The following is a 15,492-nucleotide window of genomic DNA, read 5'->3' on the forward strand; positions in this document are numbered from 1 at the left end:
GGCCGAGGAAGAAAATGTTCGGAAAATTGACACTGGATGCAGTGCCCTACCATGAACCCATTATCGTGGTTACGGTTGCTGCAATTATCATCGGTGGCGCAGCCTTACTGGCCTTGATCACTTACTTCGGTAAGTGGAGCTACCTGTGGAACGAGTGGCTGACTTCGGTTGACCACAAAAAACTGGGTATCATGTACTGCATCGTCGGTATCGTCATGTTAATTCGTGGCTTTGCGGATGCGATCATGATGCGTAGCCAGCAGGCACTCGCGTCTGCGGGTGAAGCCGGCTTCCTGCCGCCGCATCACTACGACCAGATCTTTACCGCCCACGGCGTTATCATGATCTTCTTCGTGGCGATGCCGCTGGTTATCGGTCTGATGAACGTTGTCGTTCCGCTGCAAATCGGCGCGCGCGACGTAGCGTTCCCGTTCCTGAACAACCTGAGCTTCTGGTTCACGGTTGTCGGCGTTATCCTGGTTAACCTGTCACTGGGTGTGGGCGAATTTGCTCAGACCGGCTGGCTGGCTTACCCGCCGCTTTCGGGAATTGAGTACAGTCCGGGCGTTGGCGTCGATTACTGGATTTGGGCACTTCAGCTCTCCGGTGTCGGTACAACCCTGACCGGTATCAACTTCTTCGTGACCATTATCAAGATGCGTGCCCCTGGCATGACCATGTTCAAGATGCCGGTATTTACCTGGGCATCTCTGTGCGCCAACATCCTGATTATTGCATCATTCCCAATTCTGACCGTCACCATCGCGCTGCTGACCCTGGACCGCTACCTGGGCACCCATTTCTTTACCAACGATATGGGTGGCAACATGATGATGTACATCAACCTGATTTGGGCCTGGGGTCACCCGGAAGTGTACATCCTGGTTCTGCCGGTCTTCGGTGTGTTCTCCGAAATCGCAGCAACCTTCTCGCGTAAACGTCTGTTTGGTTACACCTCTCTGGTGTGGGCAACCGTGTGTATTACCGTTCTGTCGTTCATCGTTTGGCTGCACCACTTCTTCACCATGGGTGCTGGCGCGAACGTAAACGCCTTCTTCGGTATTACAACCATGATTATCGCAATCCCTACCGGGGTTAAGATCTTCAACTGGCTGTTCACCATGTACCAGGGCCGTATCGTGTTCCACTCAGCAATGCTGTGGACTATCGGCTTCATCGTCACCTTCTCCGTGGGTGGGATGACCGGTGTACTGCTGGCGGTACCGGGTGCTGACTTCGTTCTGCACAACAGTCTGTTCCTGATTGCGCACTTCCATAACGTTATCATCGGTGGTGTGGTCTTCGGCTGCTTCGCTGGCGTAACCTACTGGTGGCCAAAAGCGTTCGGTTTCACCCTGAACGAAAAATGGGGTAAACGCGCATTCTGGTTCTGGATCATCGGCTTCTTCGTTGCATTTATGCCGCTGTACGTGCTGGGCTTCATGGGTATGACCCGTCGTCTGAGCCAGCAGATTGATCCACAGTTCCACCCAATGCTGATGGTTGCAGCGGGCGGTGCCGTGCTGATTGCTTGTGGTATCGCGTCTCAGCTGATTCAGTTCTACGTTTCTATTCGCGACCGCGATCAGAACCGTGACCTGACCGGTGACCCATGGGGTGGCCGTACGCTGGAGTGGGCAACCTCTTCTCCACCACCGTTCTATAACTTCGCCATTGTGCCTCAGGTCCATGAACGCGACGCATTCTGGGAAATGAAAGAAAAAGGTGAAGCGTACAAGCAACCTGCTCATTACGAAGAGATCCACATGCCGAAAAACAGCGGTGCGGGCATTGTTATTGCCGCCTTCGCAACGGTATTTGGCTTCGCAATGATCTGGCACATCTGGTGGATGGCGATTGTTGGCTTCGCCGGCATCGTAATCAGCTGGATTGTGAAGAGCTTTGACGAGGACGTAGACTACTACGTACCAGTCCGTGAAGTCGAAAAACTGGAAAACCAGCATTTCGATGAGATTTCTAAAGCGGGGCTGAAAAATGGCAACTGATACTTTGGCGCACTCTACTGCCCACGCGCATGAACATGCGCACCACGATACAGGACCGACGAAAGTCTTCGGTTTCTGGATCTACCTGATGAGCGACTGCATTCTGTTCTGCTGTCTGTTCGCAACGTATGCCGTTCTGGTGAACGGCACTGCGGGCGGCCCGGCCGGCAAGGACATCTTTGAACTGCCGTTCGTTCTGGTAGAAACCGCGCTGCTGCTGTTCAGCTCCATCACCTACGGCATGGCGGCTATCGCCATGTACAAAAACAACAAGAGCCAGGTTGTCTCCTGGCTGGCGTTGACATGGCTGTTTGGTGCTGGCTTTATCGGGATGGAAATCTATGAATTCCATCACCTGATTATGGAAGGCTTCGGGCCGGATCGTAGTGGCTTCCTGTCTGCGTTCTTCGCACTGGTCGGGACCCACGGTCTGCACGTAACGTCTGGTCTGATCTGGATGGCAGTACTGATGTTCCAGATCTCCCGTCGTGGCCTGACCAGCACTAACCGCACGCGTATCCTGTGCCTGAGCCTGTTCTGGCACTTCCTGGACGTTGTGTGGATCTGTGTGTTCTCTGTTGTATATCTGATGGGGGCGATGTAATGAGTCATTCAAACGATCATGGCGCTTCCCACGGTAGCGTAAAAACCTATATGACAGGTTTCATCCTGTCGATCATTCTGACGGTGATCCCGTTCTGGATGGTGATGAGCGGTTCTGCGTCTAAGCCGGTTATTCTGGGTGCAATCCTGGTAACCGCGGTGATTCAGATTCTGGTGCATCTGGTTTGCTTCCTGCACATGAACACCAAGTCCGATGAAGGCTGGAACATGACGGCTTTCATCTTTACCGTGATTATCATCGCTATCCTGGTAGTCGGTTCCATCTGGATTATGTGGAACCTTAACTACAACATGATGGTTCACTAAGAGCGGCGAGTATGTTTAAGCAATACCTGCAAGTCACGAAACCAGGCATCATCTTTGGCAACCTGATCTCCGTAATTGGGGGGTTCCTGCTGGCCTCTAAAGGCAGCATCGATTACACCCTCTTTATCGCTACGCTGGTCGGTGTGTCGCTGGTTGTTGCATCCGGTTGTGTATTTAACAACTACATCGACATGGATATCGACAAGAAGATGGAAAGGACTAAAAATCGGGTGCTGGTTAAAGGCCTGATCGCCCCTTCCGTCTCGCTGGTGTACGCCACCTTGCTGGGTATTGCTGGCTTTATGCTGCTGTGGTTTGGCGCTAATCCTCTGGCTTGTTGGCTGGGGGTGATGGGGTTCGTCGTCTATGTGGGCGTTTACAGCCTGTATATGAAACGCCACTCCGTCTACGGAACGCTGATTGGTTCTCTTTCCGGCGCTGCGCCGCCGGTGATTGGCTACTGCGCCGTCACGAACGAGTTCGACAGCGGTGCGCTGATCCTGCTGGCTATCTTTAGCCTGTGGCAGATGCCGCACTCCTATGCCATCGCGATTTTCCGCTTTAAGGATTATCAGGCAGCGAACATTCCGGTTCTGCCGGTCGTGAAGGGCATTTCCGTGGCTAAAAACCACATCACGCTGTACATCATCGCCTTTGCCGTGGCAACGCTGATGCTCTCTCTGGGCGGTTACGCCGGGTACAAATACCTGGCGGTAGCGGCTGCGGTGAGCGTCTGGTGGCTCGGCATGGCCCTGCGCGGCTACAAAGTGGAAGATGACAAGGTCTGGGCACGTAAGCTGTTCGTGTTCTCCATTGTCGCTATCACTTCGCTGTCGGTGATGATGTCTGTGGATTTCATGGTGCCTGATTCACACAACCTGCTGACTTACGTCTGGTAAGTCACACCAGGTGAATAAAAGGGTGCTTCGGCACCCTTTTTTATTCATCGAATCCATTAATAACGCATGTAATATTTGTTAAATAACCCTTTATTTACCCCGCCCCTTCCCCGCACTACACTATGGCCTGCTTTTGAATTGAGGTGGTAATGAACGATTATAAAATGACGCCAGGCGAATTGCGCGCGACCTGGGGTTTAGGGACTGTTTTCTCGCTACGGATGCTTGGCATGTTTATGGTCCTGCCTGTTCTGACCACGTACGGCATGGCGCTACAGGGTGCCAGCGAAGCGCTGATTGGCCTGGCGATTGGCATCTACGGTCTGGCTCAGGCGGTATTTCAGATCCCATTTGGCCTGCTATCGGATCGGGTTGGTCGTAAACCGCTGATTGTCGGCGGCCTGCTTATTTTTGTGCTCGGCAGCGTGATAGCCGCCCTCTCCCACTCCATCTGGGGAATCATTCTTGGTCGCGCCCTGCAGGGCTCTGGTGCGATTGCCGCCGCCGTGATGGCGCTGCTGTCAGACTTAACGCGTGAGCAGAATCGCACCAAAGCGATGGCGTTTATCGGCGTGAGCTTTGGCGTCACTTTCGCAATTGCGATGGTGCTCGGGCCTATCATCACGCATAAACTCGGTCTGCATGCCCTGTTCTGGATGATTGCCGTGCTGGCGACCGTCGGTATTGCGCTGACCCTTTGGGTGGTGCCGGACAGCAAAAACCACGTCCTTAACCGTGAATCCGGGATGGTGAAAGGCTGCTTCAGCAAAGTGCTGATGGAACCGCGCCTGCTTAAACTTAACTTCGGCATCATGTGTCTGCACATCCTGCTGATGTCGACCTTTGTCGCCCTTCCCGGTCAGCTTGCCGCCGCGGGCTTCCCTGCCGCGGAGCACTGGAAAATCTATCTGGTGACCATGCTGATTTCGTTCGTCTCGGTCGTGCCGTTCATCATCTACGCCGAAGTGAAACGCAAGATGAAGCGCGTCTTCATTGGCTGCGTGGCGGTGCTGCTGATTGCCGAGATTGTGCTCTGGGGATCCGGCCCGCACTTCTGGGAACTGGTGGCCGGCGTGCAGCTCTTCTTCCTGGCCTTTAACCTGATGGAAGCCCTGCTGCCATCGCTGATTAGCAAGGAGTCCCCGGCCGGCTATAAAGGCACAGCAATGGGGATCTACTCCACCAGCCAGTTTATCGGCGTGGCTATCGGGGGCTCGCTCGGCGGCTGGGTGGACGGCCTGTTTGATTCGCAAACCGTGTTCCTTGCGGGCGCACTGCTGGCGATGGTCTGGCTGCTGGTCGCCAGCAGCATGAAAGAGCCGCGCTACGTCAGCAGTCTGCGGGTCGAAATTCCTGAGGATGTTGAGATTACCGACGCGCTAAAACAGCGTCTTGAAGCAACAGAGGGGGTAAGTGAAGTGCTTATTGCCCCACAAGAGCGCAGCGCTTACGTCAAAATAGACAGTAAAGTGACTAACCGCTTCGAAATCGAGCAGGCTCTCAAAGCCTGAAAAAATGCCCGGTAAAACCGGGCATTTTTGTCTTAATCGCGGAAGTTCTTGAACTGGAACGGCTGCCCCAGATCGCCGCCACGTACCAGCGCCATAACGGCCTGCAGGTCATCGCGGGATTTACCGGTCACACGAATTTCTTCACCCTGGATTTGCGCCTGAACCTTCAGCTTGCTGTCCTTGATGAGCTTAACGATCTTCTTCTGAACCGCGCTCTCAATACCCTGCTTCAGTTTGGCTTCGACAAACCAGTTTTTACCGCTATGCACAAACTCGTCTGGTACATCCAGTGAGGTGCCTTCAATACCGCGTTTAAGCAGCTTGGCGCGCAGAATATCCAGCAGCTGGTTAACCTGGAAATCAGATTCGCTCAGGACCTTAATGGTCTTATTCGCATCGTTCAGCTCGAAAGTGGCCTCAACGCCACGAAAGTCGAAACGTGACTCAACTTCACGGCTTGCGTTTTCAACGCCGTTGCGGACTTCCTGGATATCAACTTCGGAAACAATATCGAAAGATGGCATCTTTTCTTCTCCCTTCATTTTTGTTGCGTTGCATAATACCCGCTACAAGGCAGATACCCCAAATAATTCGAGTTGCAGCTATCCCTGGCCGCTCACGTGAGGAAACACCGCACAGATGTCACAGGGTTTACTCAACAGAAGCTTAGCTGACGGCGCTATACTTAGGCCGTAACACCTGGCGCAGTTGCAGGTGAGGAGGAACAATGAAAATTACAGTGCTCGGATGCGGAGCCCTTGGACAGCTATGGCTGACCGCGCTTTGCAAGCACGGACATGAGGTACAGGGCTGGCTGCGCGTGCCCCAGCCCTATTGCAGTGTGAACCTGATTGACGAAGACGGAAGTATATTCAACGAATCACTCACCGCGAACGATCCGGATTTTCTGGCGCAAAGCGCTCTGCTGCTGGTCACGCTCAAAGCATGGCAGGTATCAGATGCGGTAAAGACGCTGGCCGCGCAACTTCCCCCAGACTCCCCCATCCTGCTGCTGCATAACGGCATGGGAACCATTGATGAGCTGAAAAGCATCCCGCATCCCTTGTTGATGGCGACCACCACGCACGCTGCACGCCGCGATGGCAACATTATCGTGCATGTCGCCAGCGGCGTAACGCACATGGGCCCCGCCCGTACGCAGGATGGCGACTACAGCTATCTGGCGGATGTTCTGCAGAAGGTCCTGCCGGACGTGGCCTGGCATGACACTATCCGCCCGCAGCTGTGGCGCAAGCTGGCGGTTAACTGCGTGATCAATCCGCTGACGGCGCTGTGGAACTGCCCGAACGGGGAACTGAAAAATCATCCGCAGGAAATTGCCACCCTGTGCGCGGAGGTCGCCTCGGTTATCGAACGTGAAGGCCTGCATACCTCGGCGGAGGATTTGCGCTATTATGTTGAGCAGGTAATTGAAAGTACTGCAGAAAACATCTCCTCGATGTTGCAGGACATTCGGGCATTACGCCACACAGAGATTGATTACATCACGGGCTATTTGCTTAAACGCGCCCGCGCCCACGGCATTGCCGTGCCGGAAAATGCCCGTCTGTATGACCTGGTTAAACGTAAGGAGAGTGAATATGAGCGCGTCAGCACTGATCTGCCTCGCCCCTGGTAGCGAAGAGACAGAAGCCGTCACCACCATTGATTTGATGGTGCGCGGCGGCATTAACGTAACCACCGCCAGTGTCGCCAGCGACGGTAATCTGACCATCACCTGTTCACGGGGCGTAAAAATCCTCGCCGATGCACCGCTTGTGCAGGTGGCCGACGGGGATTACGACATCATCGTACTGCCGGGTGGCCTGAAGGGCGCGGAGTATTTTCGCGACAGCCCGCTCCTGGTCGAAACCGTCAGGCAATTCCATCTGTCGGGGCGCATCGTTGCGGCAATTTGTGCCGCAGCCGGCACGGTTCTGGTGCCGCATAACATTTTCCCAATCGGGAATATGACCGGTTTCCCGGGACTGAAAGAGACCATTCCTGAAGAGCAATGGGTGGATAAACGTGTGGTCTGGGATCCGCGCGTCAATCTGCTCACCAGCCAGGGGCCGGGTACCGCGATCGATTTTGGACTGAAGATTATCGACCTGCTGGTCGGGCGTGAGAAAGCCTACGAGGTGGCGTCGTCGTTAGTGATGGCGGCGGGGATTTATAATTTTTACGAAGCGTAGCGTGTAAAGAAAGCCGGGTAAGCGAAGCCGCCACCCGGCAAACGGTTAAGGGCGATAGACCTTCACATTCGCAAAGCCCTGCTCGCGCAGATACAGTGCCTGCAGACGGCTCATCACCCCGCGCTCGCACCACAGCAGATACGTTTTGCTCTGGTCGAGATCGCCGAATTTGGTGCTCAGCTTGTAGAACGGCAGGGAAACCACGTCCACGCCTTCAACCTGCAGCGGTTTGTCATCCTGTTCATCAATGGAACGGATATCCAGAATCGCATCGTTGGCACCGAAACCGCTGACGGTTTCAACTTCAACCACTTCCTGCTCGGTCTGCTGGGCAATCTCGCGGATATCGATGTTGGTCGCTTCCGCCACCACCTTCTCCAGAATGCCGAAATCGAAGTTCTCTTCTTCGGCTTCGATTTTCGCCTTCACCGCTTTGACGGTCGGGCTTTTTGAGATCACACCGCAGTATTCCGGCATGGTGCGGGCAAAATCTTCGGTACCGATTTTGCGCGCCAGATCGATGATGTGCTCTTTATCGTAGGAGATCAGCGGACGCAGGATCAGGGTATCCGATACGTTGTCGATAAGACGCAGGTTGGTCAGAGTCTGGCTGGAGACCTGGCCCAGCGCTTCACCGGTGACCAGCGCCTGCACGCCGTAGCGCTCCGCCACTTTGGACGCTGCACGCACCATCATGCGTTTCAGCACCACGCCCATCTGACCGTCGTCCACTTTTTCAAGGATTTCGCCGACCACTGGCTCAAAGTTGATCGCCACAAAACGCACGCGGTGGGAGCTGCCGAAGCGGTTCCACAGATAGTGCGCAACCTGACGCACGCCGATTTCATGCGCCGCGCCGCCCAGGTTAAAGAAGCAGTAGTGTACGCGGCAGCCGCGGCGCATCAGCATATAGCTGGAAACACCGGAGTCGAAACCGCCGGAGATCAGCGACAGGACATCTTCCTGCGTGCCGATTGGGAAACCGCCGATACCTTCATAACGGCCTTTCACCAGCAGCAGGCGATCGTTTTCGATCTCCAGGTTAACGGTCACGTCCGGGTTAGTCAGGCGCACGCGCGCGCTCTCAACGTGCTGATTGAGGCCGCCACCCACATAGCGCTCCACTTCAATGGAGCTAAACTCATGCTTACCACGACGCTTCACGCGCACGCAGAAGGTTTTGCCTTCAATCTGATCGCGGTACTGCACCAGCGCTTTTTCAAAAATGTCATGCAGGGAGGTGTAAGGAACGTCTTCCACTTCCAGAATATGGTGAATGCCCGGAATACGGGTCAGCGCGTCGCGAATATCCTGACGTTTGTTTTCATCTTTCGCGCGAACCTCAACGTGGTCCCAGTGACGCACCACGGCGAGCGTTTCGTCGTAGTGTTTTAATACGTTACGAATGTTCCCGGTGAGAATTTTAATAAAGCGCAAACGCACAGATTGGCTTTTGATGGTGATTTCAGGGAACAATTTAATGATAAACTTCATGGCGGCAATGTTTCTTAGGCAAGCTTAAGGCTTGTAATGGAAAATGAAATATACACAAAATCATTCAGGTGGCATCAACGCGGCGAGTCACAGCCCCCCGCAAGCTTACGCGAGTAAGTAACGGAAAGGCGCAACGTAGCCCAAACAGAGACAACCTGAAGGATGACGTGTATAGCAGCCCACACCCGTGGCTGCATCCAGGCGCGCAAGTATATCATCTTCACGCCGCTCCTGTGCACATTGCGCGTTATTTGATAATTGCCCCGAGTCCGTTACCATGTCGGGGCTGAGAATATAAGAGTCAATTCACTATGCCGAAGAAGAACGACGCACCGGCCAGTTTTGAAACTGCGCTGAGTGAGCTGGAGCAGATTGTCACCCGCCTTGAGAGCGGCGATTTACCGCTGGAAGAGGCGCTCAATGAATTCGAGCGCGGCGTGCAGCTGGCGCGCCAGGGGCAGGTCAAACTGCAGCAGGCCGAGCAGCGCGTGCAGATCCTGCTGTCCGACAGCGAAGACGCTAAAACTACGCCATTCACACCGGACGCCGAGTAAATGGATTTCGCCAACGAGCTTCAGGCATGCGTCGCGCGTGCCAACGATGCGCTGCGCCGTTTTATTGAGCCACAGCCTTTTCAGAACACTCCACTGGTTGAAGCCATGCACTATGGCGCACTCTTGGGTGGAAAGCGCCTGCGTCCGTTTCTGGTCTACGCCACGGGCAACATGTTTGGTATCAGCGCTAACACGCTGGATGCCCCGGCAGCCGCCGTTGAGTGCATCCATGCCTACTCGCTGATCCATGATGATTTGCCGGCCATGGACGACGACGATCTACGTCGTGGCCAGCCTACCTGCCACATCAAGTTTGGCGAAGCGAATGCCATTCTGGCGGGGGATGCCCTGCAAACCCTGGCGTTCTCGATTCTGAGCGATGCGCCGATGGCCGAAGTGGCCGACCGTGACCGTCTGTCGATGATCTCTGAACTGGCAATGGCCAGCGGCGTCGCCGGTATGTGTGGCGGTCAGGCACTGGATCTGGAAGCGGAAGGACGTCAGGTTAATCTGGAACAGCTGGAGCGTATTCATCGCCATAAAACGGGCGCATTGATTCGTGCAGCCGTTCGTCTGGGCGCCCTGAGCGCGGGTGAACAGGGGCGCAAAGCCCTGCCGATACTGGACAGATACGCAGAAAGTATCGGTCTGGCATTCCAGGTTCAGGATGACATTCTGGATGTGGTGGGCGATACTGCAACATTGGGTAAACGTCAGGGTGCGGATCAGCAGCTTGGCAAAAGTACCTACCCCGCCCTGCTGGGTCTTGAGCAAGCCCAACGTAAAGCCCGGGATCTGATAGAGGATGCCCGCCAGTCGCTGAATCAACTGGCCGCGCAATCACTGGATACTTCGGCACTGGAAGCGCTAGCGGACTATATAATCCAGCGTGATAAATAAACACACTATCTCGATGAGCCTTTGATGAGTTTTGATATTGCCAAATACCCGACACTGGCGTTAGTTGACTCCACCCAGGAGTTACGCCTGTTGCCGAAAGAGAGCCTGCCGAAGCTGTGCGATGAGCTGCGTCGCTACCTGCTCGACAGCGTAAGCCGCTCCAGCGGCCATTTCGCCTCCGGGCTTGGCACGGTAGAGCTGACCGTGGCGCTGCACTATGTCTATAACACGCCGTTCGATCAGCTCATCTGGGATGTCGGTCACCAGGCCTATCCGCATAAAATTCTGACCGGACGTCGCGATAAAATTGGCACCATTCGTCAGAAAGGCGGCCTGCATCCGTTCCCATGGCGTGGCGAGAGCGAGTACGACGTATTAAGCGTTGGGCACTCCTCCACCTCAATCTCTGCGGGTATCGGTATTGCGGTGGCAGCCGAAAAAGAGAATAAACAGCGTCGTACCGTCTGCGTCATTGGCGACGGGGCGATCACTGCCGGAATGGCCTTTGAGGCCATGAACCACGCGGGCGATATCAAGCCAGACATGCTGGTTATCCTTAATGATAACGAAATGTCGATTTCCGAAAACGTGGGCGCGCTGAACAACCATCTGGCGCAGCTGCTCTCCGGCAAGCTTTACTCCTCGCTGCGCGAAGGCGGCAAAAAAGTCTTCTCCGGCGTACCGCCAATCAAAGAACTGCTTAAACGCACCGAAGAACACATCAAAGGCATGGTCGTGCCGGGTACGCTGTTTGAAGAGCTGGGCTTTAACTATATTGGTCCGGTGGACGGGCATGACGTTCTGGGGCTTGTCACCACGCTGAAAAACATGCGTGACCTGAAAGGCCCGCAGTTCCTGCATATCATGACCAAAAAAGGCCGTGGATACGAACCGGCGGAAAAAGATCCCATCACCTTCCACGCGGTACCGAAATTCGACCCGAGCAGCGGTTGCCTGCCCAAAAGCAGCGGCGGCATGCCGAGCTATTCAAAAATCTTTGGCGACTGGCTGTGTGAAACCGCCGCTAAAGACAATAAGCTTATGGCGATCACCCCGGCCATGCGTGAAGGTTCTGGCATGGTGGAGTTCTCCAAAAAATACCCGGACCAGTATTTTGACGTTGCCATTGCCGAGCAGCACGCGGTGACCTTTGCGGCAGGCCTGGCGATTGGCGGTTATAACCCGGTTGTCGCCATTTATTCCACCTTCCTGCAACGCGCCTACGACCAGGTGATCCATGACGTTGCCATCCAGAAGCTGCCGGTCCTGTTTGCTATCGACCGCGCAGGCATTGTGGGTGCTGACGGCCAGACGCACCAGGGGGCATTTGACCTGTCGTTCCTGCGCTGCGTCCCGGATATGGTCATCATGACGCCAAGCGATGAGAACGAATGTCGTCAGATGCTGTTTACCGGCTACCACTATCAGGATGGCCCTAGTGCGGTGCGCTACCCGCGCGGCAATGCCGTCGGCGTTGAACTGCAGCCGCTGGAAAAACTGCCGATAGGTAAAGGTCTGGTGAAGCGTCGCGGTGAGAAAGTGGCGATCCTGAACTTTGGTACGCTGATGCCGGAGGCCGCGAAAGTGGCTGAAGCGCTGAATGCGACCCTCGTGGATATGCGCTTTGTGAAACCGCTCGACGAGGCCCTGATCCTGAGCATGGCGGAATCTCATGACGTGCTGGTCACGCTGGAAGAAAACGCCATCATGGGCGGTGCGGGCAGCGGCGTGAACGAAGTGCTGATGGCTAACCGTAAAGCCGTGCCGGTATTGAACCTTGGTCTGCCGGATCATTTCATTCCGCAAGGTACGCAGGACGAAGCCCGTGCGGCGATTGGCCTGGATGCGGCCGGCATTGAGTCGAAAATCCGTTCCTGGCTTGCCTGATCCCTCCCCTTTTCCGCTCCTGCTATGCTTAAACCTATTGTTTAAAAAAGCAGGAGCGGAACCATGCAATACACGACATTAGGAAAAACAGACCTTCAGGTTTCCCGACTTTGCCTGGGATGCATGACCTTTGGCGAGCCAGACCGGGGAAATCACGCCTGGACGCTGCCGGAAGAGAGCAGCCGCCTTATCATCAAACGCGCACTCGACGGCGGGATTAACTTTTTTGATACTGCCAACAGTTACTCCGACGGCAGCAGCGAAGAGATTGTCGGCCGCGCCCTGCGCGATTTTGCCCGCCGTGACGATGTGGTCGTCGCCACCAAGGTATATCACCAGGTGGGTGATTTGCCTGAAGGCCTTTCCCGTGCGCAAATCCTGCGATCCATTGATGACAGCCTCCGGCGTCTGAATATGGATTATGTCGACCTGCTGCAGATCCACCGCTGGGATTACAACACGCCGATTGAAGAGACGCTGGAAGCCCTTAACGATGTGGTTAAGGCCGGGAAGGCACGTTACATCGGCGCATCGTCTATGCACGCTTCGCAGTTTGCCTCAGCGCTTGATCTTCAGGCGCAGCACGGCTGGGCACGGTTTGTCACCATGCAGGATCACTACAACCTTATCTATCGCGAAGAAGAGCGCGAGATGCTGCCGCTCTGCTATCAGGAAGGCATAGCGGTGATCCCGTGGAGCCCCCTGGCGCGCGGACGCCTCACCCGACCATGGGGAGAGACCACTGCCCGCTCGGTGTCGGATGCGTTCGGTAAAACCTTATACGAAGGTACGGAAGCCAGCGATGCGTTGATCGCCGAGCGTTTAGCGGGGATTGCCGATGATACCGGTGCCACGCGTGCGCAGGTAGCGCTGGCGTGGTTGCTGAGCAAACGCGGAGTCGCTGCACCGATTATCGGTACATCGCGGGAAGAACAGCTGGACGAGTTGTTGAGTGCCGTTGATTTAACGCTGACGCCTGAGCAAGTCGCCGAGCTGGAAACGCCGTACCAGCAGCATCCGGTGGTCGGGTTTAAGTAAGCCCACGCCCTGCCCCTCTCCCAAAAGGAGAGGGAACAAAACCCATCGGCCGGGTAAGCGCAGCGCTACCCGGCCGACGAATCACGCAAAGTGGTCGTAACCCTTCCAGTCAAGCGTAACCGGCGCGCCATCACGCACAAATTTCAGCCCTTCGCTTTCCGGCATAATCTGTCCGATACAGGTAAACTTCGCCCCAAGGTGAGCTAGCGCCACGTCCAGCGTTCCCCGGTTCAGCTCCGGTACGGTAAAGCACAGCTCATAATCTTCGCCGCCGGAGAGCGCCCAGCGCAGAGCCTGATCGGGTTCCACATGGCGAAGCAATGGCTCTGACAGCGGGAACAGATCCAGATCTACGCGCGCGCCCACACCGCTGGCCTTCAGAATATGGCCGAGATCGGAGATAAGCCCGTCAGAGAGATCGATAGCCGAGCTTGCCCGCTCGCGCAGCGCCTGGCCGTGCAAAATACGCGGCGTTGGGCGCAGATGGCGTTTCACCAGATATGCCGCATCGTCGGCATCCTTGACGCGTAAGCGGTCCTGGAGGATTGCCAGCCCTGCGGCGCTGTCGCCCGGCGTGCCGGTTACGTAGATCCAGTCACCCGGCTTTGCGCCCGAGCGTTTCAGCGCCCGGCCCAGCGGGACATAGCCGTGGATCGCAAGCGTCATCGACAGCGGCCCGGCAGTGGTGTCACCGCCAATCAGCTGCATATCGTAGTAGTTGAGCTGATCAAACAGCGCATCGCTAAAGGCTTCAAGCCAGTCTTCATCCACCTCGGGCAACGTCAACGCCAGCGTCAGCCACGCGGGATCGGCGCCCATGGCCGCTAAATCGCTTACGTTGACCGCCAGCGCTTTATACGCCAGATCGGCGGGATCGATATCAGGTAAAAAATGACGTCCGCACACTAAGGTGTCGGTGCTGATTGCCAGCGTCTGTTTTTCGGGAATATTGAGAAGTGCGCAGTCATCGCCAATGCCGGTTTCAACATCAAGACGAGAGGTTCTGACACGGTCGAAATAACGGGCAATCAGGGAGAATTCGCCGCATGCCATACGTTATGCCTCAGCAAATTAAATAAAAAAACCGGAGCCGCACTGCCCGGCAGGCAATGCAAAACTCCGGTTTGCGGATCACTTTTTGTGGGGACGGATCGCAGGTGCGGCTTTATCCAGCACGCCGTTTACAAATTTATGGCTGTCTTCAGCACCGAAGGTTTTCGCCAGTTCGATCGCTTCGTTGATGGCCACTTTGTACGGCACATCATCACGTTTAGACAACTCAAACAGCGCGATACGCAACACTGCTTTCTCAACCTGACCCAGCTCTTCGAGCAGACGGGACAGGTATGGCTTCATCAGACCATCGAGATACGCGCTATTAGTCGCCACTCCCGACAGCAGTTCACGGAAGTACAGAACGTCAACGTCTTTCACGTCCTGTTCTGACAGGAACTGGTATTCAACATCAGCGATGTCGTTCTGGGACAACTGCCAGGAGTAAAGTGCCTGGACGGCACATTCACGGGCGCGGCGACGAGCAGCAGGTTTCACGGAATTCCCCTTACAAAAAAATCAGGCCTTAATGGCTTTCAACACATTGATCATTTCAAGCGCGGTCAGTGCAGCTTCTGCACCTTTGTTACCGGCTTTGGTACCAGCGCGCTCAATGGCTTGTTCAATACTTTCGGTAGTCAGCACGCCAAACGCGACAGGAATTTCTGCATCCTGCGCAACGTGTGCCAGACCATTGCTTGCACCGCCTGCAACGTATTCGAAGTGTGCAGTGCCGCCACGAATAACGGTACCCAGCGCAATCACCGCGTCGTATTTACCGGTTTTCGCCAGCGCGCCCGCTGCCAGTGGCAGTTCATAAGCACCTGGAACCCAAACAACGGTAATGTTGTCATCTTTAACCTGGCCGATACGTTTCAGGGCGTCAATGGCACCTTCCAGCAGGCTGTCGTTGATGAAGTTGTTGAAACGCGCAATGGTGATGGCGACGCGAGCGTCCGGGGTAGCTACAGCAGCTTCAATAATGTTCATACTCTTCCTTTACGGGTTCATTTGGCCCCGCAGGG

16 protein-coding genes are annotated in these 15,492 nt (G+C 55.3%); 11 read left to right on the plus strand and 5 right to left on the minus strand.

What is annotated here, in order from left to right:
* Positions 1-14 precede the first annotated feature (14 nt).
* The 5 genes from cyoB (at position 15) to BJP35_RS11145 (ending at position 5,346) form a co-directional block, all read left to right on the plus strand.
* The gene (gene cyoB, locus BJP35_RS11125) at positions 15-2,006 is read left to right on the plus strand and encodes a cytochrome o ubiquinol oxidase subunit I (protein WP_014168864.1); all 1,992 of its coding nucleotides are present in this window, start codon (positions 15-17) and stop codon (positions 2,004-2,006) included.
* Complete coding sequence (locus BJP35_RS11130; RefSeq protein WP_014168863.1) at positions 1,996-2,610, plus strand: cytochrome o ubiquinol oxidase subunit III; 615 nt, start codon at positions 1,996-1,998, stop codon at positions 2,608-2,610. The genes cyoB and BJP35_RS11130 overlap by 11 nt, the downstream gene beginning before the upstream one ends.
* On the plus strand, positions 2,610-2,936 hold the full coding sequence (locus BJP35_RS11135) for a cytochrome o ubiquinol oxidase subunit IV (RefSeq protein WP_006176899.1): 327 nt from the start codon (positions 2,610-2,612) through the stop codon (positions 2,934-2,936). The genes BJP35_RS11130 and BJP35_RS11135 overlap by 1 nt, the downstream gene beginning before the upstream one ends.
* Before the next feature lie 11 nt (positions 2,937-2,947).
* A complete protein-coding gene (cyoE, locus tag BJP35_RS11140; RefSeq protein WP_014168862.1) occupies positions 2,948-3,835 on the plus strand; it encodes a heme o synthase in 888 nt (295 codons plus the stop codon).
* A gap of 149 nt (positions 3,836-3,984) precedes the next feature.
* Entirely contained in the window at positions 3,985-5,346 is a 1,362-nt protein-coding gene (locus tag BJP35_RS11145; protein WP_020885214.1) for an MFS transporter, read from the plus strand.
* 32 nt (positions 5,347-5,378) lie between these two features.
* On the opposite strand, the gene BJP35_RS11150 is transcribed toward BJP35_RS11145, so the two are convergent.
* The gene (locus tag BJP35_RS11150) at positions 5,379-5,870 is read right to left on the minus strand and encodes a YajQ family cyclic di-GMP-binding protein (RefSeq protein WP_020885215.1); all 492 of its coding nucleotides are present in this window, start codon (positions 5,868-5,870) and stop codon (positions 5,379-5,381) included.
* Positions 5,871-6,073: 203 nt separating this feature from the next.
* Between BJP35_RS11150 and panE the strand changes: the two genes are divergently transcribed.
* Positions 6,074-6,985 (plus strand): 2-dehydropantoate 2-reductase, encoded by a 912-nt coding sequence (gene panE / locus BJP35_RS11155; RefSeq protein ID WP_047744142.1) that lies wholly within the window; start codon positions 6,074-6,076, stop codon positions 6,983-6,985.
* Positions 6,948-7,541, plus strand: coding sequence for a protein deglycase YajL (gene yajL, locus BJP35_RS11160; RefSeq protein WP_020885217.1), 594 nt, complete (start codon positions 6,948-6,950; stop codon positions 7,539-7,541). The genes panE and yajL overlap by 38 nt, the downstream gene beginning before the upstream one ends.
* Before the next feature lie 45 nt (positions 7,542-7,586).
* On the opposite strand, the gene thiI is transcribed toward yajL, so the two are convergent.
* Entirely contained in the window at positions 7,587-9,035 is a 1,449-nt protein-coding gene (gene thiI, locus BJP35_RS11165) for a tRNA uracil 4-sulfurtransferase ThiI (RefSeq protein ID WP_014168857.1), read from the minus strand.
* Between the two features lie 311 nt (positions 9,036-9,346).
* Between thiI and xseB the strand changes: the two genes are divergently transcribed.
* The 4 genes from xseB (at position 9,347) to BJP35_RS11185 (ending at position 13,414) form a co-directional block, all read left to right on the plus strand.
* A complete protein-coding gene (gene xseB / locus BJP35_RS11170; protein WP_008503331.1) occupies positions 9,347-9,589 on the plus strand; it encodes an exodeoxyribonuclease VII small subunit in 243 nt (80 codons plus the stop codon).
* The gene (gene ispA / locus BJP35_RS11175) at positions 9,590-10,489 is read left to right on the plus strand and encodes a (2E,6E)-farnesyl diphosphate synthase (protein WP_014168855.1); all 900 of its coding nucleotides are present in this window, start codon (positions 9,590-9,592) and stop codon (positions 10,487-10,489) included.
* A 24-nt stretch (positions 10,490-10,513) separates the two neighbouring features.
* Positions 10,514-12,376, plus strand: a complete 1,863-nt coding sequence (dxs, locus tag BJP35_RS11180) for a 1-deoxy-D-xylulose-5-phosphate synthase (protein ID WP_044865368.1) — start codon at positions 10,514-10,516, stop codon at positions 12,374-12,376.
* Positions 12,377-12,439: 63 nt separating this feature from the next.
* The gene (locus tag BJP35_RS11185; RefSeq protein WP_047744147.1) at positions 12,440-13,414 is read left to right on the plus strand and encodes an aldo/keto reductase; all 975 of its coding nucleotides are present in this window, start codon (positions 12,440-12,442) and stop codon (positions 13,412-13,414) included.
* A gap of 81 nt (positions 13,415-13,495) precedes the next feature.
* Here the strand turns inward: BJP35_RS11185 and thiL are convergent, their stop codons facing one another.
* The 3 genes from thiL to ribE all read right to left on the minus strand — a co-directional run bounded on the left by thiL (position 13,496) and on the right by ribE (position 15,457).
* Positions 13,496-14,467, minus strand: coding sequence for a thiamine-phosphate kinase (gene thiL, locus BJP35_RS11190; protein WP_047744149.1), 972 nt, complete (start codon positions 14,465-14,467; stop codon positions 13,496-13,498).
* A gap of 78 nt (positions 14,468-14,545) precedes the next feature.
* Positions 14,546-14,965 (minus strand): transcription antitermination factor NusB, encoded by a 420-nt coding sequence (gene nusB / locus BJP35_RS11195; protein WP_006809908.1) that lies wholly within the window; start codon positions 14,963-14,965, stop codon positions 14,546-14,548.
* Positions 14,966-14,986: 21 nt separating this feature from the next.
* Entirely contained in the window at positions 14,987-15,457 is a 471-nt protein-coding gene (ribE, locus tag BJP35_RS11200) for a 6,7-dimethyl-8-ribityllumazine synthase (RefSeq protein ID WP_006176874.1), read from the minus strand.
* Positions 15,458-15,492 lie beyond the last annotated feature (35 nt).

It is taken from the genome of Enterobacter sp. J49 (assembly GCF_002148625.1).
GTDB lineage: Bacteria > Pseudomonadota > Gammaproteobacteria > Enterobacterales > Enterobacteriaceae > Enterobacter > Enterobacter ludwigii.

Coding starts and splice junctions, on each gene's coding strand:
- BJP35_RS11145 (WP_020885214.1), top strand. CDS start 3,985: ATGAACGATTATAAAATGACGCCAGGCGAATTGCGCGCGACCTGGGGT.
- ribE (WP_006176874.1), bottom strand. CDS start 15,457: ATGAACATTATTGAAGCTGCTGTAGCTACCCCGGACGCTCGCGTCGCC.
- BJP35_RS11185 (WP_047744147.1), top strand. CDS start 12,440: ATGCAATACACGACATTAGGAAAAACAGACCTTCAGGTTTCCCGACTT.
- BJP35_RS11130 (WP_014168863.1), top strand. CDS start 1,996: ATGGCAACTGATACTTTGGCGCACTCTACTGCCCACGCGCATGAACAT.
- xseB (WP_008503331.1), top strand. CDS start 9,347: ATGCCGAAGAAGAACGACGCACCGGCCAGTTTTGAAACTGCGCTGAGT.
- cyoE (WP_014168862.1), top strand. CDS start 2,948: ATGTTTAAGCAATACCTGCAAGTCACGAAACCAGGCATCATCTTTGGC.
- yajL (WP_020885217.1), top strand. CDS start 6,948: ATGAGCGCGTCAGCACTGATCTGCCTCGCCCCTGGTAGCGAAGAGACA.
- dxs (WP_044865368.1), top strand. CDS start 10,514: ATGAGTTTTGATATTGCCAAATACCCGACACTGGCGTTAGTTGACTCC.
- BJP35_RS11150 (WP_020885215.1), bottom strand. CDS start 5,870: ATGCCATCTTTCGATATTGTTTCCGAAGTTGATATCCAGGAAGTCCGC.
- thiI (WP_014168857.1), bottom strand. CDS start 9,035: ATGAAGTTTATCATTAAATTGTTCCCTGAAATCACCATCAAAAGCCAA.
- panE (WP_047744142.1), top strand. CDS start 6,074: ATGAAAATTACAGTGCTCGGATGCGGAGCCCTTGGACAGCTATGGCTG.
- cyoB (WP_014168864.1), top strand. CDS start 15: ATGTTCGGAAAATTGACACTGGATGCAGTGCCCTACCATGAACCCATT.
- thiL (WP_047744149.1), bottom strand. CDS start 14,467: ATGGCATGCGGCGAATTCTCCCTGATTGCCCGTTATTTCGACCGTGTC.
- BJP35_RS11135 (WP_006176899.1), top strand. CDS start 2,610: ATGAGTCATTCAAACGATCATGGCGCTTCCCACGGTAGCGTAAAAACC.
- ispA (WP_014168855.1), top strand. CDS start 9,590: ATGGATTTCGCCAACGAGCTTCAGGCATGCGTCGCGCGTGCCAACGAT.